The organism is Pseudomonas sp. IzPS59 (assembly GCF_014863505.1).
GTDB classification, from domain to species: Bacteria; Pseudomonadota; Gammaproteobacteria; order Pseudomonadales; family Pseudomonadaceae; genus Aquipseudomonas; species Aquipseudomonas kribbensis.
The window spans coordinates 4,507,694-4,530,152 of record NZ_CP062251.1 but is presented as its reverse complement, the minus strand read 5'-3'; the positions used below and the strand labels follow the sequence as shown (position 1 = coordinate 4,530,152).

Annotated in this window: 20 protein-coding genes; 15 read left to right on the top strand and 5 right to left on the bottom strand. The window is 59.7% G+C overall.

Annotated elements, in window-relative coordinates; all coding sequences use genetic code 11:
* Nucleotides 1–3 precede the first annotated feature (3 nt).
* Nucleotides 4–765 (top strand): iron-containing redox enzyme family protein, encoded by a 762-nt coding sequence (locus IF189_RS20255; RefSeq protein ID WP_263860234.1) that lies wholly within the window; start codon nucleotides 4–6, stop codon nucleotides 763–765.
* A gap of 65 nt (nucleotides 766–830) precedes the next feature.
* Here the strand turns inward: IF189_RS20255 and IF189_RS20250 are convergent, their stop codons facing one another.
* The 5 genes from IF189_RS20250 to IF189_RS20230 form a co-directional block, all read right to left on the bottom strand.
* The gene (locus tag IF189_RS20250) at nucleotides 831–1,757 is read right to left on the bottom strand and encodes a GGDEF domain-containing protein (protein ID WP_085710825.1); all 927 of its coding nucleotides are present in this window, start codon (nucleotides 1,755–1,757) and stop codon (nucleotides 831–833) included.
* Nucleotides 1,758–2,120: 363 nt separating this feature from the next.
* A complete protein-coding gene (locus IF189_RS20245) occupies nucleotides 2,121–2,861 on the bottom strand; it encodes a YciK family oxidoreductase (RefSeq protein WP_192552164.1) in 741 nt (246 codons plus the stop codon).
* Nucleotides 2,862–2,928: 67 nt separating this feature from the next.
* On the bottom strand, nucleotides 2,929–3,600 hold the full coding sequence (gene mupP, locus IF189_RS20240) for an N-acetylmuramic acid 6-phosphate phosphatase MupP (RefSeq protein ID WP_114884669.1): 672 nt from the start codon (nucleotides 3,598–3,600) through the stop codon (nucleotides 2,929–2,931).
* 4 nt (nucleotides 3,601–3,604) lie between these two features.
* Nucleotides 3,605–4,303: a bifunctional 2-polyprenyl-6-hydroxyphenol methylase/3-demethylubiquinol 3-O-methyltransferase UbiG gene (gene ubiG, locus IF189_RS20235; protein WP_007950906.1), complete on the bottom strand. Its 699-nt coding sequence runs from the start codon at nucleotides 4,301–4,303 to the stop codon at nucleotides 3,605–3,607.
* Nucleotides 4,304–4,360: 57 nt separating this feature from the next.
* A complete protein-coding gene (locus IF189_RS20230) occupies nucleotides 4,361–5,695 on the bottom strand; it encodes a TRZ/ATZ family hydrolase (protein WP_192552163.1) in 1,335 nt (444 codons plus the stop codon).
* Nucleotides 5,696–5,803: 108 nt separating this feature from the next.
* Between IF189_RS20230 and mtnA the strand changes: the two genes are divergently transcribed.
* From mtnA to rfbA, 14 genes are all read left to right on the top strand, one after another.
* Nucleotides 5,804–6,880 (top strand): S-methyl-5-thioribose-1-phosphate isomerase, encoded by a 1,077-nt coding sequence (gene mtnA, locus IF189_RS20225; RefSeq protein ID WP_192552162.1) that lies wholly within the window; start codon nucleotides 5,804–5,806, stop codon nucleotides 6,878–6,880.
* 412 nt (nucleotides 6,881–7,292) lie between these two features.
* Nucleotides 7,293–10,076, top strand: coding sequence for a DNA gyrase subunit A (gene gyrA, locus IF189_RS20220; RefSeq protein WP_134827708.1), 2,784 nt, complete (start codon nucleotides 7,293–7,295; stop codon nucleotides 10,074–10,076).
* Nucleotides 10,077–10,140: 64 nt separating this feature from the next.
* On the top strand, nucleotides 10,141–11,226 hold the full coding sequence (gene serC / locus IF189_RS20215) for a 3-phosphoserine/phosphohydroxythreonine transaminase (RefSeq protein ID WP_134827707.1): 1,086 nt from the start codon (nucleotides 10,141–10,143) through the stop codon (nucleotides 11,224–11,226).
* Nucleotides 11,226–12,320 carry a prephenate dehydratase gene (gene pheA / locus IF189_RS20210; RefSeq protein ID WP_007950913.1) on the top strand — a complete coding sequence of 365 codons (1,095 nt, stop codon included), beginning with the start codon at nucleotides 11,226–11,228 and terminating at the stop codon, nucleotides 12,318–12,320. Before serC ends, pheA begins: the two co-directional genes overlap by 1 nt.
* A 12-nt stretch (nucleotides 12,321–12,332) precedes the next feature.
* Nucleotides 12,333–13,445, top strand: coding sequence for a histidinol-phosphate transaminase (gene hisC / locus IF189_RS20205; protein WP_007950914.1), 1,113 nt, complete (start codon nucleotides 12,333–12,335; stop codon nucleotides 13,443–13,445).
* Between the two features lie 28 nt (nucleotides 13,446–13,473).
* Nucleotides 13,474–15,681 (top strand): bifunctional prephenate dehydrogenase/3-phosphoshikimate 1-carboxyvinyltransferase, encoded by a 2,208-nt coding sequence (locus IF189_RS20200; protein ID WP_263974463.1) that lies wholly within the window; start codon nucleotides 13,474–13,476, stop codon nucleotides 15,679–15,681.
* Nucleotides 15,678–16,367: a (d)CMP kinase gene (gene cmk / locus IF189_RS20195; RefSeq protein ID WP_007950916.1), complete on the top strand. Its 690-nt coding sequence runs from the start codon at nucleotides 15,678–15,680 to the stop codon at nucleotides 16,365–16,367. The genes IF189_RS20200 and cmk overlap by 4 nt, the downstream gene beginning before the upstream one ends.
* Nucleotides 16,368–16,487: 120 nt before the next feature.
* Nucleotides 16,488–18,173 carry a 30S ribosomal protein S1 gene (gene rpsA, locus IF189_RS20190; RefSeq protein ID WP_007950918.1) on the top strand — a complete coding sequence of 562 codons (1,686 nt, stop codon included), beginning with the start codon at nucleotides 16,488–16,490 and terminating at the stop codon, nucleotides 18,171–18,173.
* A 206-nt stretch (nucleotides 18,174–18,379) separates the two neighbouring features.
* On the top strand, nucleotides 18,380–18,658 hold the full coding sequence (locus tag IF189_RS20185) for a hypothetical protein (RefSeq protein ID WP_134827705.1): 279 nt from the start codon (nucleotides 18,380–18,382) through the stop codon (nucleotides 18,656–18,658).
* A 152-nt stretch (nucleotides 18,659–18,810) separates the two neighbouring features.
* The gene (gene ihfB / locus IF189_RS20180; RefSeq protein ID WP_003189779.1) at nucleotides 18,811–19,107 is read left to right on the top strand and encodes an integration host factor subunit beta; all 297 of its coding nucleotides are present in this window, start codon (nucleotides 18,811–18,813) and stop codon (nucleotides 19,105–19,107) included.
* A gap of 30 nt (nucleotides 19,108–19,137) precedes the next feature.
* The gene (locus IF189_RS20175) at nucleotides 19,138–19,377 is read left to right on the top strand and encodes a lipopolysaccharide assembly protein LapA domain-containing protein (RefSeq protein WP_134827704.1); all 240 of its coding nucleotides are present in this window, start codon (nucleotides 19,138–19,140) and stop codon (nucleotides 19,375–19,377) included.
* A 221-nt stretch (nucleotides 19,378–19,598) separates the two neighbouring features.
* Entirely contained in the window at nucleotides 19,599–20,675 is a 1,077-nt protein-coding gene (gene rfbB, locus IF189_RS20170) for a dTDP-glucose 4,6-dehydratase (RefSeq protein ID WP_192552160.1), read from the top strand.
* Nucleotides 20,672–21,565 (top strand): dTDP-4-dehydrorhamnose reductase, encoded by an 894-nt coding sequence (gene rfbD, locus IF189_RS20165; RefSeq protein ID WP_192552159.1) that lies wholly within the window; start codon nucleotides 20,672–20,674, stop codon nucleotides 21,563–21,565. The genes rfbB and rfbD overlap by 4 nt, the downstream gene beginning before the upstream one ends.
* On the top strand, nucleotides 21,562–22,452 hold the full coding sequence (rfbA, locus tag IF189_RS20160) for a glucose-1-phosphate thymidylyltransferase RfbA (protein WP_134827701.1): 891 nt from the start codon (nucleotides 21,562–21,564) through the stop codon (nucleotides 22,450–22,452). Before rfbD ends, rfbA begins: the two co-directional genes overlap by 4 nt.
* The last annotated feature ends 7 nt before the right edge of the window (nucleotides 22,453–22,459 follow it).

Sequence of the window (22,459 nt, the reverse complement as noted above, 5' to 3'; positions counted from 1 at the left end):
CTCATGGAAGCTGCAAGTTATCCTGCCTGGGCACAACAGTTGATCCAGGACTGCAGCGAGAGCAAACGCCGGGTTGTCGAACATGAACTTTACCTGCGCATGCGTGATAACAAGCTCAGCGCCAGGACCATGCGCCAGTACCTGATCGGGGGCTGGCCCGTCGTTGAGCAATTTGCGTTGTACATGGCGCAGAATCTCACCAAAACCAAGTTCGCCCGTCACCCGGGCGAAGACATGGCGCGCCGATGGCTGATGCGCAACATCCGCGTCGAACTCAATCACGCCGATTACTGGTTGAACTGGAGTCGAGCCCACGGCGTGAGCCTGGAAGACCTGCAGGCCCAGCAAGTGCCACCGGAGTTGCACGCCCTGAGTCACTGGTGCTGGCACACCAGTTCGGCGGATTCGCTGATCGTGGCCATTGCCGCCACCAACTATGCGATCGAAGGCGCGACCGGGGAGTGGTCGGCGCTGGTCTGCTCGACCGGTGTGTATGCCGCCGCGTTCCCTGAAGAAGATCGAAAGCGGGCGATGAAGTGGCTGAAGATGCACGCCCAGTACGATGACGCCCACCCCTGGGAGGCGCTGGAAATCATCTGCACCCTGGCCGGCATGAACCCGAGCAAGGCCTTGCAGACCGAGTTGCGCCAGGCTGTGTGCAAGAGCTACGACTACATGTACCTGTTCCTTGAACGCTGCATGCAGTTGGAGTTGACGGAGCGGGTGCTGGTCGGGCGCGAGCGACGTGCGCTGGTTGAGAGCTAGTTTCGGCGACATCCAACAAAAACGGGAGCCTGTGTGCTCCCGTTTTTTATTGGCCTGATAAAGGTTCAGCCGGCCATTGTCAGGCGATTGCGCCCTTCGCGTTTGGCCACGTACAACGCGCTGTCGGCCCGGCGCAGCAGGCTGTCGGCGGACTCGCCGGGCAGCAGGGTCGAGCAGCCAAGGCTCACGGTCAGTTCGATCAACTGGCCATCGGCGTAATAGTCCTGAGCCTGCGCTGCATACCGTAGACGTTCTCCGACCATCGCGGCGGCTTCGCGGCTGGTGTTGGACAGCAGGATCAGGAATTCTTCCCCGCCATAACGAAACACCATGTCGACATTGCGCAACTGGTCCTTGATTGAGGCTGCGACGGCTTTGAGCACTTCATCGCCGGCCGTGTGGCCATGGCTGTCGTTGACCTGCTTGAAATGATCGATGTCCAGCATCAGCAACGACAGCGGCTGCAGGTGGCGACGGGACATCTCGATTTCCCGCTGCAGGGTCTGTTCCATGGCAATGCGGTTGCCGGCGCCGGTCAATGGATCGCGCAGGGCGGTCTGCGTCGCAACGCGGTAGAGCAGTGCATTGCGCATCGGGTACAGCAGGGACGACAGGAGTGATTCCAGATTGCCCAGTTCCTGCTCGCTGAAGCGCTGGTTGCGGCGGAACACCAGTTCGCCCATGTGCTCGCCGTCGTGGCTGAGGCTGTAGCTGGCCGAGTGATGACCGCGGGCGCCGAACTCCAGGCGCAGGTCACTGCCACTGTGCACGTAGCTCAAGGCATCGAGCGGCACCAGGCGCTGAACTTCGCGGAAAAACAGACCCAGGATGCGTTGAGGCTCAAGGCTGGTTTGCAGTTGCAGGCTCATTTGCTGGCGCAATTGCGCCAGGCTGACAGGTCGCTGCAACAGCGGAGGCAGCTGACCAAAGCCCAGGCGTTGCAATTTGGCACTGTCGAAGTCAATTGCAGTGGTCTGGGAGGGTGATTTCATATGGCGTGAGCCCCTAAGCAGTAAGTCTGTCTTACAGGCTGGGTGAGAGCGGCTATGGGCTGCGCGTCATACTGATCCATCAGTCCCGTAGGACATTTGGCACAAGTTTAGTCTGCCCGATGACGATTAGTCAGCTATCGAAATCAGGCCTTGCCCGACTGCCTTCACTCGGCGTGCTTTGAGGGAATGTAGAGCGAAAGTCGTGCCACTCAGTTCAGGTTTTATTAAAACCTTTGAGAATCAAAGAGTTGAATTTATAGCGTGAAATCGAGTGGTGGTAATTTGACTGAAACGGGCCTGCGCAAAGCGGCAAATGTATGCCGCGACGGGAATCCGCCGCGGCAACAAAAGCGACGTATGGCATTACTGGGCGTTGAATGCCTGGCCGTTGATGCCCGTGCTGTCCGGTCCCATCAGGTACAGATAGACCGGCATGATCTCTTCCGGCGTCGGGTTGTTCAGTGGGTTTTCCCCCGGGTACGCCTGGGCGCGCATGCTGGTACGGGTGCCGCCCGGGTTGATGCTGTTGGAGCGTACCGGCGCCACGCCGTCGACTTCATCCGCCAGGGTTTGCATCAAACCCTCGGTGGCAAACTTGGAGACGCCATAGGCGCCCCAGTAGGCGCGTCCCTTGCGGCCGACGCTGCTGGACGTGAATACAACCGAGGCGTCCTGGGACAGCTTGAGCAGCGGCAGCAGGGTGCTGGTCAGCATGAACATCGCATTGACGTTGACCTGCATGACGCGCACGAAATTTTCACCGGACAACTGCTCGATCGGCGTGCGCGGGCCAATGATCGAGGCGTTGTGCAGCAGGCCGTCGAGGTGGCCGAACTCGGTCTCGATCATCGCTGCCAGCTCATCGTATTGATGGGGCAGGGCGGTTTCGAGGTTGAACGGGATCACCGCCGGCTGCGGATGCCCGGCCGCTTCGATCTCGTCGTAGACCTGGGTCAGGTTGGCTTCGGTCTTGCCCAGCAGCAGCACGGTCGCGCCGTGGGCCGCGTAGGTTTTCGCGGCGGCGGCGCCGATGCCGCGCCCGGCACCGGTGACCAGAATGACCCGATCCTTGAGCAATTCGGGGCGAGCGGAGTAATCAAACATAAAAAACCTCTAGTCCATTAACTTCTGATCGTTCCCACGACCGGCATGGGAATGGAGCGTGCCCGAATCAGCAACTGCACAGAGCGTTATCGATCACCTTGCGCAACTCCTGCGGATGATCCACCACCACGTCCGCGCCCCAGTGCCGCGGATTGTCGTCCGGGTGAATGTAGCCATAGGTCACGGCGGCAGTCTTGGTGCCCGCGTCACGGCCGGATTCGATATCGCGCAGATCATCGCCGACAAACAGAACGGTCGACGGATCCAGATCAAGCATCTTGCAGGCAAGCTCAAGCATCTCGGGATCCGGTTTGCTGTTCTTCACGTGATCCGGGCAGATCAGCAGGGCTGAGCGCTCGGCCAGCCCCAGTTGCTGCATGATCGGTTCGGCGAAGCGCAGCGGCTTGTTGGTCACCACGCCCCAGACCAGATTGGCTTTCTCGATGTCGGCCAGCAATTCGCCCATGCCGTCGAACAACTTGCTGTGCACGGCACAGCCCGCCAGATAACGCTCAAGGAACTCCAGACGCAATTCCTCGAAGCCCGGCGATTCCGGATCCATCGAGAACGTCACCGCGACCATGGCCTTGGCGCCGCCGGAGATTTCGTCGCGGATATGCTTGTCGTTCATCGGCGGCAAACCGCGATCCGCGCGCATCGCCTGGCAAATCGCGATGAAATCCGGCGCGGTGTCGAGCAGGGTGCCGTCCATGTCGAAAAGGACTGCTCTGATGGCCATCGGCTTATTCCTCGCGCAGGGTCTGGATCATGTAGTTGACGTCAACGTCCGCCGCCAGCTTGTAGTGCTTGGTCAACGGGTTGTAGGTCAGGCCGATGATGTCCTTGACGGTGAGGCCGGCCATGCGGCTCCAGGCGCCGAGCTCGGACGGGCGGATGAATTTCTTGAAGTCGTGGGTGCCGCGCGGCAGCAGCTTCATGATGTATTCGGCGCCGACGATGGCGAACAGGTACGCCTTCGGGTTGCGGTTGATGGTGGAGAAGAACACCTGGCCGCCGGGCTTGACCATGCGGAAGCAGGCGCGAATCACCGACGATGGGTCCGGTACGTGTTCGAGCATTTCCAGGCAGGTGACGACGTCGAACTGCTCGGGCATTTCTTCGGCCAGGGCTTCGGCGGTGATCTGGCGGTACTCGACGTTCACGCCGGATTCCAGCTGATGCAGTTGTGCGACCGCCAGCGGCGCTTCGCCCATGTCGATGCCGGTCACGGTCGCGCCGCGCTGGGCCATGGCTTCGCTGAGGATGCCGCCGCCGCAACCGACGTCGAGGACTTTCTTGCCGGCCAGGTTGACGCGCTCGTCAATCCAGTTGACTCGCAGCGGGTTGATGTCGTGCAGCGGTTTGAACTCGCTTTCGCGGTCCCACCAGCGATGGGCCAGTGCTTCGAATTTGGCGATTTCGGCGTGGTCGACGTTGCTCATGATTCAATCCTCTAAAACTTGAAAAAGGCTGTAGCCCCGGAGTTTGCCCCGGGGTGTTTACGATTCGGTGTGGCCGCTGATGCGTCGGCCCCAGGCCCGGGCGGTTTCGCCAAGCTGTTGTTCGTCCAGGCGCGTCAGTCGGCGGTCGTCGAGTAACTGCTTGCCGGCAACCCACAGATGTTTCACGCAGTCGCGGCCGGTGGCGTAAATAAGTTGCGAGACCGGGTCATAGACCGGTTGCTGGGCCAGGCCAGACAAGTCGAACGCGACAATGTCCGCGGCCTTGCCGAGTTCCAGGGAGCCGGTCTCGGCTTCGATCCCCAGAGCCCGCGCGCCGTTCAGCGTCGCCATGCGCAGCGCCCGGTGGGCGTCCAGCGCGGTGGCCGAGCCGGCGACAGCTTTGGCCAGCAGCGCAGCGGTGCGGGTTTCGCCCAGCAGGTCCAGGTCATTGTTGCTCGCCGCGCCATCGGTGCCGACCGCCACGTTGACCCCGGCCTGCCACAGGCGCTCCACCGGGCAGAAGCCGCTGGCCAGTTTCAGGTTCGACTCCGGGCAGTGGATCACGCTGGTGTTGCTTTCTACCAGCAACGCCAGGTCGTCATCGCTGATCTGGGTCATGTGCACGGCCTGGAAGCGCGGGCCGAGCAGGCCCAGTCGGCCGAGGCGGGCCAGCGGGCGTTCGCCGCGCTGTTCGACCGCTTGCTGCACTTCGAAGGCGGTTTCGTGGACGTGCATGTGGATCGAAGCGTCCAGCTCTTCGGCGATCACGCGGATTTTTTCCAGGTTCTCATCACCAACGGTGTAGGGTGCATGAGGGCCGAAAGTGATCTTGATGCGTTCGTGATGCTTCAGGTCGCCGAACAGTTCGACGCCCTGACGAATGGCTTCATCGGCGCTGGCGGCGCCCGGAATCGGGAAATCGAGGATCGGAATGGCGATCTGCGCACGGATTCCGCTGTTGTGCACGCGCTCGCTGGCAACCTTCGGGAAGAAATACATGTCCGAAAAACAGGTGATGCCACCTTTTATCTGCTCGGCGATGGCCAGGTCGGTGCCGTCACGCACGAAATCTTCATCGACCCATTTGCCCTCGGCCGGCCAGATGTGGTTTTCCAGCCAGGTCATCAGCGGCAGATCGTCGGCGAGGCCGCGGAACAGGGTCATGGCGGCATGGCCATGAGCATTGATCAGGCCGGGGGCGAGCAGAACGTCCGGCAATTCGCGGACTTCGGCGGCGTTACACTTCAAGGCTTCGGCGCGCGGGCCGATGAACACGATGCGACCGTCGCGGATGCCCAGGCCATGCTCCTTGAGCACAACGCCTGCGGGTTCGACGGGTACCAGCCAGGTCGGCAGCAATAATAAGTCGAGCGCAATGGCAGGTTTCGGCATCGAGGGTCGGTTCCAGTGCTTTTGTAAAGGATGGCGAAGTATACCCGAGCGTCTTCGCGGGGGGATCGCTATAATCGGCGGCTTTTGTTCATGAGTGCGGGGTGAGGGATGCGCGATCGACTGTTGGCTGCGGAGAAAGTGAAGGCCATCGATTGGCGTGATGGCGCGCTCCACCTGCTGGATCAGCGCGTTTTGCCGTTCGAGGAAAACTGGATCGCCTACACCAGCGCCGCCGGCGTGGCCGAAGCGATTCGCTCGATGGTGGTGCGCGGTGCGCCGGCCATCGGCATCAGTGCCGCCTACGGCATCGTGCTGGCGGCCCGTGCCCGGATCGCCGAAGGTGGCGACTGGTATGTGGCGCTGGAAGAGGATTTCATGCTGCTGGCCGATTCCCGCCCGACGGCGGTCAATCTGTTCTGGGCGTTGAACCGCATGCACGACCGGCTGGATCGCCTGAAGGACAACGCCGATCCGCTGGAAGCGCTCGAAGCCGAGGCCGTCGCCATTCATGAAAGCGATCGCGAAGCGAACCTGACCATGGCCCAGCTCGGCGTCGACCTGATCCGCAAACATCAGGGCAACGCCCAGGCGATTCTGACCCACTGCAATACCGGTGCCTTGGCCACCGGCGGTTTCGGCACGGCGCTCGGGGTGATCCGCGCCGCGTTCATCGAGGGCATGGTCGAGCGCGTCTACGCCGACGAAACCCGTCCGTGGCTGCAAGGCTCGCGCCTGACCGCGTGGGAACTGGCCAACGAAGGCATTCCGGTGACCCTCAACGCCGACTCCGCCGCTGCGCACATCATGAAAACCAAAGGCGTGACCTGGGTAATCGTCGGTGCCGACCGGATTACCGCCAACGGCGACGTGGCGAACAAGATCGGCACCTATCAGCTGGCGGTCAACGCCATGCACCACGGCGTGCGCTTCATGGTGGTGGCGCCGAGTTCGACCATCGACATGAATCTGGCCAGCGGTGATGACATCCCGATCGAAGAGCGCGACGGTGCCGAACTGCTGGAAGTCGGCGGCAAGCGTGTCGGGGCGGACGTGGAGGCGTTCAACCCGGTGTTCGACGTGACGCCGGCGGACCTGATCGATGCGATCGTCACCGAAAAAGGCATCGTCGAGCGCCCGGACACCGCGAAAATGGCCCAGCTGATGTGCCGCAAGCGCCTGCATTAAGGGTGCTCATCGCCCGATAAGCTGCCATCGCTCCCACAGGTTTTGGGCCAGGCATGGCCCCGGTGGGAGCTGGCTTGCCAGCGATGAGGCCCTGAACGTCAATAAACATCCGCAATTTCGTCTCGAAATTTGCATTCGGAGAAGCTCTGAGCCTCTCTCGTCCCCGTTAAGCCTGTCATCGGTCATCTAACTATGCTCCATGCGCATCTGGGGGATAGGTGCGTGGCGGCTCTTGTGATAACATCCGGCGTTTTCCGAGGCAGTCCCACGGGGTTGTCTTCACTGCGCAAATCCAGGGTCAACTTGTCGATTTGTCGTAAGTCGGCGCATGGCACTCGGCCTGCATCGACGAGCTTCGTGCGTCCCCTATGGATATGGCGAAGTTTCACCAGAAAAAGGAATCAGGCTTCTCATGGGCGAACTGGCCAAAGAAATCCTCCCGGTCAATATCGAAGACGAGCTGAAACAGTCCTATCTCGATTACGCGATGAGCGTGATCGTCGGCCGTGCACTGCCGGATGCGCGCGATGGCTTGAAGCCCGTGCACCGTCGCGTGCTGTTCGCGATGAGCGAGCTGGGCAACGACTTCAACAAGCCGTACAAGAAATCTGCCCGTGTCGTCGGTGACGTGATCGGTAAGTATCACCCGCACGGTGATACCGCGGTGTACGACACCATCGTTCGTATGGCGCAGCCATTCTCGCTGCGTTATCTGCTGGTGGACGGTCAGGGCAACTTCGGTTCGGTGGACGGCGACAACGCCGCGGCCATGCGATACACCGAAGTGCGCATGACCAAGCTGGCGCACGAGCTGCTGGCCGACCTGCACAAGGAAACCGTGGACTGGGTGCCGAACTACGACGGCACCGAACTGATCCCGGCGGTCATGCCGACCCGCGTGCCGAACCTGCTGGTCAACGGCTCCAGCGGTATCGCCGTGGGCATGGCGACCAACATTCCGCCGCACAACCTCGGTGAAGTCATCGACGGTTGCCTGGCCCTCATCGACAACCCCGAGCTGACCGTCGATGAGCTGATGCAATACATTCCCGGTCCGGACTTCCCGACGGCCGCGATCATCAACGGTCGCGCCGGCATCATCGAAGCCTACCGCACCGGCCGTGGCCGCATTTACATGCGCGCCCGCTCGATCATCGAAGACATCGACAAGGTCGGTGGCCGTCAGCAGATCGTCATCACCGAGCTGCCTTACCAGCTGAACAAGGCGCGTCTGATCGAGAAGATCGCCGAGCTGGTAAAAGAGAAGAAACTCGAAGGCATCACCGAACTGCGCGACGAGTCCGACAAGGACGGTATGCGCGTCGTGATCGAACTGCGTCGCGGCGAAGTGCCTGAGGTGATCCTCAACAACCTCTACGCCCAGACCCAGCTGCAATCGGTGTTCGGCATCAACATCGTTGCGCTGATCGACGGTCGTCCGCGGATCCTGAACCTCAAGGATCTGCTGGAAGCCTTCGTCCGTCACCGTCGCGAAGTCGTTACCCGTCGTACCGTGTTCGAACTGCGCAAGGCCCGCGAGCGTGGTCACATCCTCGAAGGTCAGGCCGTCGCCCTGTCGAACATTGACCCGGTGATCGCGCTGATCAAGGCCTCGCCGACTCCGTCGGAAGCCAAGGAAGCACTGGTCAGCACGCCGTGGGAATCCAGTGCGGTGATGACCATGGTCGAGCGCGCCGGTGCCGATTCGTGCCGTCCGGAAAACCTCGATCCACAATACGGTCTGCGCGACGGCAAGTACTTCCTGTCGCCGGAACAGGCGCAAGCCATTCTGGAGCTGCGTCTGCACCGTCTGACCGGTCTGGAACACGAAAAGCTGCTGGCCGAGTATCAAGAGATCCTCAACCAGATCGGCGAGCTGATCCGCATCCTCAACAGTGCCGTGCGCCTGATGGAAGTGATCCGCGAAGAGCTGGAAGTGATCCGCGCCGAATACGGCGACGTGCGCCGCACCGAGATCCTCGATGCACGCCTCGACCTGACTCTGGGCGACATGATCCCGGAAGAAGAGCGCGTCGTGACCATCTCCCACGGCGGTTATGCCAAGACCCAGCCGCTGGCTGCGTACCAGGCCCAGCGTCGTGGCGGTAAAGGCAAGTCGGCGACCGGTGTGAAGGATGAGGACTACATCGCTCACCTGCTGGTCGCCAACAGCCACACCACGCTGCTGCTGTTCTCCAGCAAGGGCAAGGTGTACTGGCTCAAGACCTACGAGATTCCGGAAGCGTCCCGCGCGGCCCGTGGTCGTCCGCTGGTCAACCTGCTGCCGCTGGATGACGGTGAATACATCACCACCATGCTGCCGGTCGATCTCGAAGCCATGAAGCGTCAGGCTGATGAAGAAGAAGCCGAAGGCGCCGAGGCAGATGTAGAAGACATCGAAAACAGCAACGAAACCGAAGAAGAGCGCCGCGCGCGCATCAAGGCTGCCGATCGCAAGAAGGCACCGTTCATCTTCATGTCGACCGCTAACGGTACCGTCAAGAAGACCCCGCTGGTGGCCTTCAGTCGTCAGCGCAGCGTTGGTCTGATCGCGCTGGAGCTGGACGAAGGCGACATCCTGATCTCCGCTGCCATCACCGATGGCGAGCAGGAAATCATGCTGTTCTCCGACGGCGGCAAGGTGACTCGCTTCAAGGAATCCGAAGTTCGTGCCATGGGTCGTACCGCTCGCGGTGTGCGTGGCATGCGTCTGCCGGAAGGGCAGAAGCTGATTTCCATGCTGATCCCGGAAGAGGGCAGCCAGATCCTGACGGCTTCCGAGCGTGGCTACGGCAAGCGCACGGCGATCACTGAGTTCCCTGAATACAAGCGTGGCGGCCAGGGCGTTATCGCCATGGTCAGCAACGAGCGTAACGGCCGTCTGGTCGGTGCGGTTCAGGTGCAGGACGGTGAAGAGATCATGCTGATTTCCGATCAGGGCACGCTGGTGCGTACCCGTGTCGACGAAGTTTCCAGCCTGGGTCGTAACACCCAGGGCGTGACCCTGATCAAGCTGGCCAAGGATGAAACCCTGGTCGGTCTGGAGCGGGTCCAGGAGCCGTCGGAAGTCGAGGGTGAAGAGTTTGAAGGTGAAGAAGGTGTCGACCTGGAAGAAGGCGTGATCGGCGCCGAACCGGACGATGCAGTCGACAACCTGCAGGCGGACGCCGCAGACGAAGAAGAGTCGCAAGACTAACCAAATCGTAGCAGGGCAGAGTGTTTGCTCTGTCCGCTACCGTGATTGCATAGCGAGAGTGGATGTGAGCAAACGAGCCTTTAACTTCTGCGCAGGTCCCGCTGCGCTGCCTGAAGCTGTCCTGTTGCGTGCCCAGTCCGAGATGCTCGACTGGCACGGCAAGGGTCTGTCGGTCATGGAGATGAGCCATCGTAGCGACGACTACGTGGCCATCGCCGAAAAAGCCGAACAGGACCTGCGCGACCTGCTGTCCATCCCCTCCAACTACAAAGTGCTGTTCCTGCAGGGCGGCGCGAGCCAGCAGTTCGCCGAGATTCCGCTGAACCTGCTGCCCGAGAACGGCACTGCCGACTATGTCGAGACCGGTATCTGGTCGAAAAAAGCCATCGAGGAAGCGCGTCGCTTCGGCAACATCAACGTTGCCGCCAGCGCCAAGCCTTATGACTACCTGGCCATCCCTGGCCAGAACGAGTGGAAGCTGACCCCGGGTGCGTCCTATCTGCACTATGCGTCCAACGAAACCATCGGCGGCCTGCAGTTCGACTGGGTTCCCGAGGCCGGTGACGTTCCGCTGGTGGTGGACATGTCCTCCGATATCCTCTCGCGTCCGATCGATGTGTCGCAGTACGGCCTGATCTACGCCGGCGCGCAGAAGAATATCGGCCCGAGCGGTCTGGTCGTAGTGATCGTCCGTGAAGACCTGTTGGGCCGCGCCCGCAGCTCGTGCCCGACCATGCTCGACTACAAGATCTCGGCCGACAACGGTTCGATGTACAACACCCCGGCCACCTATTCCTGGTACCTCTCGGGCCTCGTTTTCGAGTGGCTGAAGGAGCAGGGCGGCGTCGCCGCGATGGAGCAGCGCAACAAGGCGAAGAAAGATCGCCTGTACGGCTTCATCGACAACAGCGATTTCTACGCCAACCCGATCAGCGTCAACGCCCGCTCCTGGATGAACGTGCCGTTCCGCCTGGCTGACGAACGTCTGGACAAGGCGTTCCTGGCCGGCGCCGACGCCCGCGGCCTGCTCAATCTCAAAGGCCATCGTTCGGTCGGCGGCATGCGTGCCTCGATCTACAACGCCCTGGGCCTGGATGCGGTTGAAGCGCTGGTTGGCTACATGGCTGAGTTCGAGAAGGAGCACTCCTGATGTCCGAGCAGGAACTCAAGGCGCTGCGCGTTCGCATCGATAACCTTGATGAGAAGATCCTCCAGCTGATCAGCGATCGCGCTCGCTGCGCAGAAGAGGTTGCCCGGGTCAAGATGGCCAGTCTGGCCGAAGGCGAGCAGCCGGTGTTCTACCGTCCCGAGCGCGAGGCGCAGGTCCTCAAGCGCGTGATGGAGCGCAACAAGGGGCCGCTGGGCAACGAAGAGATGGCGCGGCTGTTCCGCGAAATCATGTCCTCGTGCCTGGCCCTCGAGAACCCGCTGAAAGTGGCCTATCTCGGTCCGGAAGGCACCTTCACCCAAGCAGCGGCCATGAAACACTTCGGCCACGCAGTTATCAGCAAGCCGATGGCGGCGATCGACGAAGTATTCCGTGAAGTGGCCGCCGGTGCGGTGAATTTCGGCGTGGTGCCGGTGGAGAACTCCACCGAAGGCGCGGTCAACCACACCCTCGACAGCTTCCTCGAGCACGACATGGTCATTTGTGGCGAAGTCGAGCTGCGGATTCACCATCATCTGCTGGTCGGTGAAAACACCAAGACCGACAGTATCAGCCGCATCTATTCCCACGCTCAGTCGCTGGCCCAGTGCCGCAAGTGGCTGGACGCCCATTATCCGAATGTCGAGCGCGTGGCGGTATCCAGCAACGCCGAAGCGGCCAAACGGGTCAAGGGTGAGTGGAACTCGGCGGCGATCGCCGGTGACATGGCGGCCGGGCTGTATGGCCTGACCCGTCTGGCCGAGAAGATCGAGGATCGTCCGGACAACTCCACGCGCTTCCTGATGATCGGTAACCAGGAAGTGCCGCCGACCGGCGACGACAAGACTTCGATCATCGTGTCCATGAGCAACAAGCCCGGCGCGCTCCATGAGCTGCTGGTGCCGTTCCATGACAACGGGATCGACCTGACCCGGATCGAAACCCGTCCGTCGCGCAGTGGTAAATGGACCTACGTGTTCTTCATCGACTTCGTCGGCCATCACCGTGATCCGCTGATCAAAGGTGTACTGGAAAAGATCAGTCAGGAAGCAGTAGCACTCAAGGTGCTGGGTTCCTACCCGAAAGCAGTTCTTTAAGGGGTGGTAGCAATGAGTGGCAACTTCCTCGCTCTGGCACAGCCGGGCGTGCAACAACTTTCGCCATACGTTCCGGGCAAGCCCGTGGACGAACTGGCCCGCGAGCTGGATCTGGATCCGGCAAGCATCGTCAAACTGGCGAGCAACGAAAACCCGCTGGGTGCGAGCCCGAAAGCGCTGGCCGCAATCCGCGAAGCGCTGGACGAGCTGACCCGTTATCCGGACGGCAACGGTTTTGCCCTGAAGTCCCTGCTGGCCGAGCAGTGCCGCGTCGAGCTGAACCAGGTGACCCTGGGCAACGGCTCCAACGACATTCTCGAGCTGGTGGCGCGCGCCTACTTGGCGCCGGGCCTGAATGCGGTGTTCAGCGAGCACGCGTTTGCGGTTTACCCGATCGCGACCCAGGCGGTCGGCGCCCAGGCCAAAGTCGTTCCGGCCAAGGATTGGGGGCATGATCTGCCGGCGATGCTGGCGGCCATCGACGCCAACACGCGCGTCGTATTCATCGCCAACCCGAACAACCCGACCGGTACCTGGTTCGGCGCCGAAGCGCTGGACGAGTTCCTGCAGGACGTGCCGGAGCACGTGCTGGTGGTGCTGGACGAGGCCTACATCGAATACGCCGAAGGCAGCGATCTGCCGGATGGTCTGGATTTCCTCGCGGCTTACCCGAACCTGCTGGTCTCGCGCACCTTCTCCAAGGCTTATGGTCTGGCGGCGCTGCGCGTTGGTTACGGCTTGTCCACCCCGGTGGTGGCAGACGTGCTGAACCGCGTACGTCAGCCGTTCAACGTCAACAGCCTGGCCTTGGCCGCGGCGTGTGCGGCTCTGAAGGACGAGGAATATCTGGCGCAGAGCCGTCAGCTCAACGAGTCCGGCATGCAACAGCTGGAAGCGGGTTTCCGCGAGCTGGGCCTGAGCTGGATTCCGTCCAAGGGCAACTTTATCTGCGTCGACCTCGGTCAAGTGGCGGCTCCGGTGTTCCAGGGCCTGCTGCGCGAAGGCGTGATCGTGCGTCCGGTGGCCAATTACGGCATGCCGAACCATCTGCGGGTGACCATCGGTCTGCCGGCGGAAAACAGCCGCTTCCTCGAAGCGCTGCGCAAGGTTCTGGCTCGTGGGTGATGTCACTGCGCTGCAATCTGCTGCACCTATGATCGGGCGCCTGGTGGTGGTCGGTCTGGGGTTGATCGGTGGTTCGTTTGCCAAAGGCTTGCGTGAAAGCGGCGTGTGCCGCGAAGTGGTCGGGGTCGATCTCGACCCGCAATCGCGCAAGCTGGCGGTTGAGTTGGGCGTTGTGGATCGCTGCGAAGACGACCTGGTGGCGGCTTGCCAGGGCGCGGACGTGATCCAGTTGGCGGTGCCGATCCTGGCCATGGAAAAAGTGCTGGCCCGTCTGGCCCGTATGGATCTGGGGCAGGCGATCCTGACGGATGTCGGCAGCGCCAAGGGCAATGTGGTGCGCGCGGCGACCGAAGCGTTCGGCGGCATGCCGGCGCGCTTCGTGCCGGGTCATCCGATTGCCGGCTCCGAGCAGAGCGGGGTGGAAGCCTCCAACTCGGAGCTGTTCCGCCGTCATAAAGTGATTCTGACCCCGCTGGAGCAGACCGATCCGGCTGCCCTGGCAGTGGTTGATCGCTTGTGGCGGGAACTCGGTGCCGATGTCGAACACATGCAGGTCGAGCGCCACGATGAAGTGCTGGCGGCGACCAGTCATTTGCCGCACCTGCTGGCCTTCGGTCTGGTCGATTCGCTGGCCAAGCGCAATGAAAACCTTGAGATCTTCCGTTACGCTGCGGGCGGTTTCCGTGATTTCACAAGAATCGCCGGAAGCGACCCGGTCATGTGGCATGACATCTTTCTCGCCAACCGCGAGGCTGTCCTGCGCACACTCGATACATTTCGCAGCGACCTCGACGCCTTGCGCGACGCGGTCGATGCAGGGGATGGGCACCAATTGTTGGGCGTCTTCACGCGCGCCCGGGTTGCCCGCGAGCATTTCAGTAAAATCCTGGCCCGCAGGGCCTATGTGGACGCTATGAATTCCAACGATCTGATCTTCCTGGCTCAACCTGGTGGCCGCCTGTCCGGTCGGATTCGCGTACCGGGTGACAAATCGATTTCCCACCGCTCGATCATGCTCGGCTCCCTGGCTGAAGGCGTCACCGAAGTCGAAGGCTTTCTCGAGGGCGAAGATGCCCTGGCGACCTTGCAGGCGTTCCGCGACATGGGCGTGGTCATCGAAGGCCCGCATCACGGCCGCGTGACCATCCACGGTGTCGGCCTGCACGGCCTGAAGCCTGCGCCGGGCCCGATCTATCTGGGCAACTCCGGCACTTCGATGCGCCTGCTGTCCGGCCTGCTGGCCGCGCAGGACTTCGACAGCACCCTGACCGGTGACGCTTCGCTGTCCAAGCGCCCGATGAATCGCGTCGCCAACCCGCTGCGGGAAATGGGCGCCGTGATCGAAACCGCTGCCGACGGTCGTCCGCCGATGACCATTCGTGGCGGTCACAAGCTCAAGGGTCTGACCTACACCATGCCGATGGCCAGTGCCCAGGTGAAATCCTGCCTGCTGCTGGCGGGTCTGTACGCCGAAGGCAAGACCACCGTGACCGAGCCGGCTCCGACTCGCGACCATACCGAACGTATGTTGCGCGGCTTTGGCTATTCGGTAAGCGTCAACGGTGCCACGGCATCGGTCGAGTCCGGTGGCAAGCTGACTGCGACCCACATCGAAGTGCCGGGCGACATCTCGTCTTCGGCGTTCTTCCTGGTGGCGGCGTCGATTGCCGAGGGTTCGGAACTGGTGCTCGAACATGTCGGCATCAACCCGACCCGTACCGGTGTGATCGACATCCTGCGCCTGATGGGCGCCGACATCACCCTGGAAAACCAGCGTGAAGTGGGTGGCGAGCCGGTTGCAGACCTGCGCGTGCGAGCAGCTAAACTCAAAGGTATCGAGATTCCGGAAGCGCTGGTCCCTCTGGCTATCGACGAGTTCCCGGTACTGTTCGTGGCGGCAGCGTGTGCCGAAGGGCGCACGGTGCTGACCGGCGCCGAAGAGCTGCGGGTCAAGGAATCGGATCGTATCCAGGTCATGGCGGACGGCTTGCTGGCGCTGGGCGTCAAGTGCGAACCGACCCCGGACGGCATCATCATCGACGGCGGCCAGATCGGCGGCGGCGAAGTGCATGGTCATGGCGATCACCGCATCGCGATGGCTTTCAGCGTGGCCTCGTTACGCGCCACTGCACCGATCCGCATCCATGATTGCGCCAACGTCGCGACATCGTTCCCGAACTTCCTGGCGCTGTGCGCGCAGGTCGGCATTCGTGTGGCGCAAGAGGCTCAGTCGTGAACAACATTGCTCCGGTCATCACCATCGATGGGCCAAGCGGCTCGGGCAAAGGCACCGTAGCCGGGATTCTGGCCAAGCGTCTGGGCTGGAATCTGCTGGATTCCGGCGCGCTTTATCGCCTGCTGGCGTTTGCTGCGCACAATCATGGTGTCGACCTGACCAATGAAGAGCTGCTGAAGAAACTGGCCGCTCATCTGGATGTGCAGTTTATCGCGGCGACCGACGGTCAATTGCAGCGCATCATTCTGGAAGGTGATGAGGTCAGCGATGTCATCCGCACCGAGAGCGTCGGTTCCGGCGCTTCCCAGGTGGCGGCATTGCCGGCTGTGCGCGAGGCGCTGCTGCAGCGCCAGCGCGCGTTCCAGGAAACGCCGGGCCTGGTGGCCGATGGTCGCGACATGGGCACGGTGGTATTTCCGAACGCGCCGCTGAAGATTTTCCTGACCGCCAGTGCCGAGGAACGGGCGCGCCGTCGATATTTGCAGTTGAAGGGCAAAGTCGAGGGTGTTAGTCTGTCGAGTCTGCTAGATGAGATCCGTGCGCGCGACGAGCGTGATACCCAGCGAGCGGTGGCCCCGCTCAAGCCGGCGGCCGACGCCATACAGCTGGATTCCACGGAGTTGTCCATCGATCAGGTGCTTGAACGCATCATGAGCGAGATCGCCATTCGCGATATCGCCGGGTGACCAAGAAGGCTACAGGGGACCAGTCATAGTCCTGTGGTGCTTCTTTTTAATGAAACTAACCCACATCGTCTGGGATGTGGAGATGGGCGTACTTTTTCGCCCTAATCAACAGGAATTAAAATGAGCGAAAGCTTTGCGGAACTCTTTGAAGAAAGCCTAAAGACCCTGAACCTTCAGGCAGGCTCCATCATCACCGGTGTTATCGTTGATATCGATTACCAGGCTCGCTGGGTAACCGTTCACGCTGGCCTGAAGTCCGAAGCACTGATCCCTCTGGAGCAGTTCTACAACGACGCTGGCGAACTGAACATCAACGTCGGTGACGAAGTTCACGTTGCTCTGGACTCGGTTGAAGACGGTTTCGGTGAAACCAAGCTGTCCCGTGAAAAAGCCAAGCGCGCTGAATGCTGGATCGTTCTGGAAGCAGCCTTCGCAGCTGAGGAAGTGGTCAAGGGCGTTATCAACGGTAAGGTTAAAGGCGGCTTCACTGTCGACGTTAACGGCATCCGTGCGTTCCTGCCAGGTTCCCTGGTTGACGTCCGTCCAGTGCGCGACACCACGCACCTGGAAGGCAAAGAGCTGGAATTCAAGGTCATCAAGCTGGACCAGAAGCGCAACAACGTTGTCGTTTCCCGTCGCAGCGTCCTGGAAGCCGAGAACTCCGCCGAGCGTGAAGCTCTGCTGGAATCCCTGCAGGAAGGCCAGCAAGTCAAAGGTATCGTCAAAAACCTCACCGACTACGGCGCATTCGTCGACCTGGGCGGCGTGGACGGCCTGCTGCACATCACCGACATGGCGTGGAAGCGTATCAAGCACCCTTCCGAAATCGTCAACGTTGGCGACGAGATCGACGTCAAGGTTCTGAAGTACGATCGCGAGCGCAATCGTGTTTCCCTGGGCCTGAAGCAACTGGGCGAAGATCCATGGGTTGCTATCAAAGCCCGTTACCCAGAAAGCACTCGCGTTACCGCTCGTGTAACCAACCTGACCGACTACGGCTGCTTCGCTGAGCTGGAAGAAGGCGTTGAAGGTCTGGTACACGTTTCGGAAATGGACTGGACCAACAAGAACATCCACCCTTCGAAAGTCGTACAAGTCGGCGACGAAGTGGAAGTCATGGTTCTGGACATCGACGAAGAGCGTCGTCGTATCTCCCTGGGCATCAAGCAGTGCAAGTCGAACCCATGGGAAGACTTCTCTGGCCAGTTCAACAAGGGCGACAAGATCTCCGGCACCATCAAGTCGATCACCGATTTCGGTATCTTCATTGGTCTGGACGGCGGCATCGACGGTCTGGTTCACCTGTCCGACATCTCCTGGAACGAAGTGGGCGAAGAAGCCGTACGTCGTTTCAAGAAGGGCGACGAGCTGGACACCGTTATCCTGTCGGTTGACCCAGAGCGTGAGCGTATCTCCCTGGGTATCAAGCAACTGGAAAGCGATCCGTTCTCCGAGTACGTCTCGGTTAACGACAAAGGCGCAATCGTTACTGGCACCGTGAAAGAAGTTGACGCCAAAGGCGCCATCATCGTTCTGGCCGACGATATCGAAGCGACTCTGAAAGCCTCCGAAATCAGCCGTGACCGCGTTGAAGACGCGCGCAACGTTCTGAAAGAAGGCCAGCAAGTAGAAGCCAAGATCATCAGCGTTGATCGTAAGAGCCGCGTAATCCAGCTGTCGATCAAATCGAAAGACGATGCTGAAGAGAAAGAAGCCATCCAGAGCCTGAAAGCAGCTCCGGAAGGCGAAGCAGCTGACACCACTATGGCGGCACTGCTGCGTCAAGCAATGGCCAAACAGAACTGAGTTCTGTCTGATCATTAAAAAGGGCGACTTCGGTCGCCCTTTTTTGTGCCTGCGATTTGGTGTGGCGCCATGCTGTGTGTTGTCCCGGTGAAACCATTCCCTTTGTGCGGCGGTCTGTTTCTTTAATCGGATCAATCGTCTATTCGCGTCTAGGCTTAGTCTGAAGATCGCAGTAGTCGGGCGTAGTGCCTGGCATAAGGAAGTGAATGAACAAGTTTATTGTCTTGATGGGCATGCTGGCTTTGGCGGGCTGTACTACCAGTGCCAAGACTCATGCGGTGCGCGGCGTCAGTGGCATTGAGGTTGATTGCTCCGGTTTGGGGTCGGGTTGGGAGAAGTGTCAAAAACGTGCGGCGAAAGAATGCAAGGGAGCGGGTTATAAGGTGGTCACCCGATCGGATGATGCCAAGGATGAGGATTTGTTTCCCTTCGGCTTCAATCCCGCAGGCTACGTCACTCGTACCATGCTGGTGATCTGTCGGTGAGGGCGCATTGTGTGGGCAGGTGGCTGGGTGCCCTGAAAATGGGCGTTTCGATGTGGAGAAAGATATGTCAACCCCTGGGCTGTTCAAAATCTTCCGGGCGTGCTAAAACCTTTCAAGCGCTGATCTAGCTGCTTGAAAAAGAAGGGAAAAATATGACGAAGTCGGAGTTGATCGAACGAATTGTCACCCATCAAGGGCTGCTCTCATCGAAGGATGTGGAGTTGGCCATCAAGACCATGCTTGAACAAATGTCCCAATGCCTGGCTACTGGAGATCGTATCGAGATCCGTGGTTTTGGCAGCTTTTCCTTGCATTATCGCGCGCCGCGAGTCGGTCGTAACCCAAAGACCGGCCAGTCTGTCAGTCTTGACGGCAAGTTTGTTCCGCATTTCAAGCCAGGCAAAGAGCTGCGTGATCGCGTGAATGAAGAAGAGGAGGAGGGCGTTTGATCCTCGTTGCTGATTATCAGGGAGATGCTCGTGCGTAATCTCAGGCGCGTACTTCTTGGCGTTTTTATTCTGTTGCTGGTGTTGGCAGTTCTTGCGTTTGTACTTGAGAACCAGCAATCGGTTTCGTTGTTGTTTTTAGGTTGGGCAGGTCCGGAGCTCCCAGTGTCTCTGGTCGTGGTGCTGGCATTGTTGTTCGGTATGTTTGTCGGTCCTATATTCGGCCTGTTTCTGGGACGTTCGTCCAGAGCCGCACGCAAGCGTCTTGTCTGACGCCGGCAGGTGCATGGCGTCTGTCGAAATTGCGCCTCTGCCTGACTATATCCATTAGTAAAAGCTTCATTAAGCTGTAAAATGCGTCCCTTGTTTGATAGTGGCCTATTCCCACATCGATTTAGACTGACTTTGACAGAAGCTTCATTCTTAAGCTTCTGCGTTCATGGATTGACAGTGCTCGTAGTGTCACTGTCCGCAGCTCAAGGGTATGGTTTCGCGTGAAAATTCTAGTAACCGGCGGCGCCGGCTTCATCGGCTCGGCAGTCATCCGTCACATCATTTCCAATACCAACGACGCAGTGATCAACGTCGACAAGCTGACGTATGCCGGTAACCTCGAGTCGCTGGCTGAAGTCAGCGGTAATTCGCGCTATGCATTCGAACGCGTCGATATCTGCGATCGTGAGCAGATCGACCGTGTTTTGCGTGAGCATCAACCAGATGCCGTCATGCACCTGGCTGCAGAATCTCATGTTGATCGCTCGATCAGTGGTCCGTCCGAGTTCATTCAGACCAACATCATCGGTACTTACACTCTGCTGGAAGCTGCTCGCCACTATTGGGCGGCATTGGAAGATGTGCGTAAAGCCAACTTCCGTTTCCATCATATTTCGACCGACGAAGTTTACGGTGATCTTGAAGGCCCGGAAGACCTTTTCACCGAAACGACACCTTATCAGCCAAGCTCGCCTTATTCGGCCAGCAAGGCCAGCTCCGATCACCTCGTTCGCGCCTGGGCTCGCACTTATGGCCTGCCGACATTGGTGACCAACTGCTCGAACAACTACGGCCCTTGCCACTTCCCTGAGAAATTGATTCCGCTGATCATTCTCAATGCGCTGGAAGGCAAACCTCTGCCGGTTTACGGCAAAGGCAATCAGGTTCGCGACTGGCTGTATGTCGAAGACCACGCCCGTGCGTTGTACAAAGTCGTGACCGAAGGCGTCGTTGGCGAGACATACAACATTGGCGGCCATAACGAAAAACAGAACATTGAAGTAGTGAACACGCTGTGCGCACTGCTCGATGAATTGCGTCCAGACTCGGCGCATCGTCCTCATGCAGGCCTGATCACTTACGTGCAGGACCGTCCTGGTCACGACCAGCGCTATGCGATTGATGCAAGCAAGATTCAGCGCGAACTGGGCTGGACTCCGGAAGAAACATTCGAAACCGGCATTCGCAAGACTGTTGAATGGTACTTGAACAATACTGACTGGGTCGCTCACGTAAAGAGCGGCAGTTACCAGCAGTGGATTGATCAAAATTATGCGGATCGTTCAAACAAGGCATGAAAATCCTCCTGCTGGGTAAGAACGGCCAGGTCGGCTGGGAGTTGCAACGCTCTCTGGCACCACTTGGCGAGCTGATTGCACTGGATCGCCATTCGGTCGATGGATTGAGTGGTGATTTATCGAATCTTGAGGGTTTGCGTTCGACGATCCGCCAGATAAAGCCTGATGTCATTGTCAACGCAGCGGCTTACACCGCCGTTGACAAGGCCGAGTCTGAAGTCGAGCTGGCAGCGAGCGTCAATGCTCAGGCGAGCGGTGTCCTGGCTGAAGAGGCTGCGGTCCTTGGCGCCTGGCTGGTTCACTACTCGACCGACTATGTCTTCAGTGGGCAAGGTGTCACGCCTTGGCAGGAAACGGATAGCGTAGCGCCGGTCAACGCATATGGTGCGAGCAAGCTGGCCGGCGAACAGCTCATCACCGCGTCGGGTTGCAAGCATCTGATTTTCCGCACGAGCTGGGTATATGGTGCGCGCGGCAACAACTTTGCCAAGACCATGTTGCGTCTTGCCGCTGATCGCGAAAGCCTGAACGTGATCGCCGATCAGGTCGGTGCGCCAACCGGTGCGGACCTGATTGCGGACGTCACCGCGTTGGCCATTCGTCAGGCCTTTCAGCGCCCGGAACTATCGGGGTTGTATCACCTGGCAGCCAGCGGTGAAGTGTCCTGGCATGGCTATGCCAGCCACGTGATTGCATTTGCCAAGGCCAATGGCGAACAGCTTGCCGTACAGGCTGTGAATCCGATCGATACCACTGCTTATCCGACCCCCGCGCGTCGGCCGCTGAATTCACGTTTGAATACTCAGAAGCTGCGCGATAATTTTTCTCTACACTTGCCGGATTGGCAAAGTGGTGTAACCCGAATGCTTAGGGAAGTTTTGAACAAATGACCACGACAAATCGTAAAGGCATCATCCTCGCTGGTGGTTCGGGTACGCGCCTGCACCCGTTGACTCTGGGTGTCTCCAAGCAAATGTTGCCGATTTACGACAAGCCGATGATTTTCTATCCGCTTTCGGTGCTGATGCTGGCGGGAATGCGGGAAATCCTGATTATTTCCACTCCGGATGATCTGCCATGTTTCCGCAAGCTGCTGGGCGATGGCAGTCTCTACGGCATCAAGCTCACTTATGCCGAACAACCGAGCCCGGATGGCCTGGCGCAAGCGTTCATCATCGGTGAAGAGTTCATCGGTCAGGACCCATGCTGCCTGATTCTGGGCGACAACATCTTCTACGGTCAGCACTTCTCGGACAACTTGCGTTCTGCCAGCTCCCAGCAGCAGGGGGCTACTGTTTTCGGTTACCACGTCTCCGACCCGGAGCGCTTTGGGGTCGTCGAGTTTGACCAGAACGGGCGCGCGCTGAGCATCGAAGAAAAACCACTGAAGCCCAAATCCAACTATGCGGTAACAGGCCTGTATTTCTACGATAACGATGTTGTCGAGATCGCCAAAAACATCAAGCCTTCGGAGCGTGGTGAGCTGGAAATTACCGACGTGAATCGTGCGTACCTCGAACGCAAGACACTCAACGTCGAAATGCTGGGCCGTGGTTTTGCCTGGCTGGATACCGGTACTCACGACTCGTTGCTGGAGGCCAGTCACTTCGTTCATACCATCGAGCAGCGTCAAGGCTTGAAAGTCGCCTGCCTGGAAGAAATTGCCTATCACAACGGCTGGATCACAGCCGCCGAACTGGAAGCTCAGGCAGACGCCCTGAAAAAAACCGGTTATGGACAGTATTTGAGAAAACTTTTGGACATGAGCGCTCGCTGATCAGAGT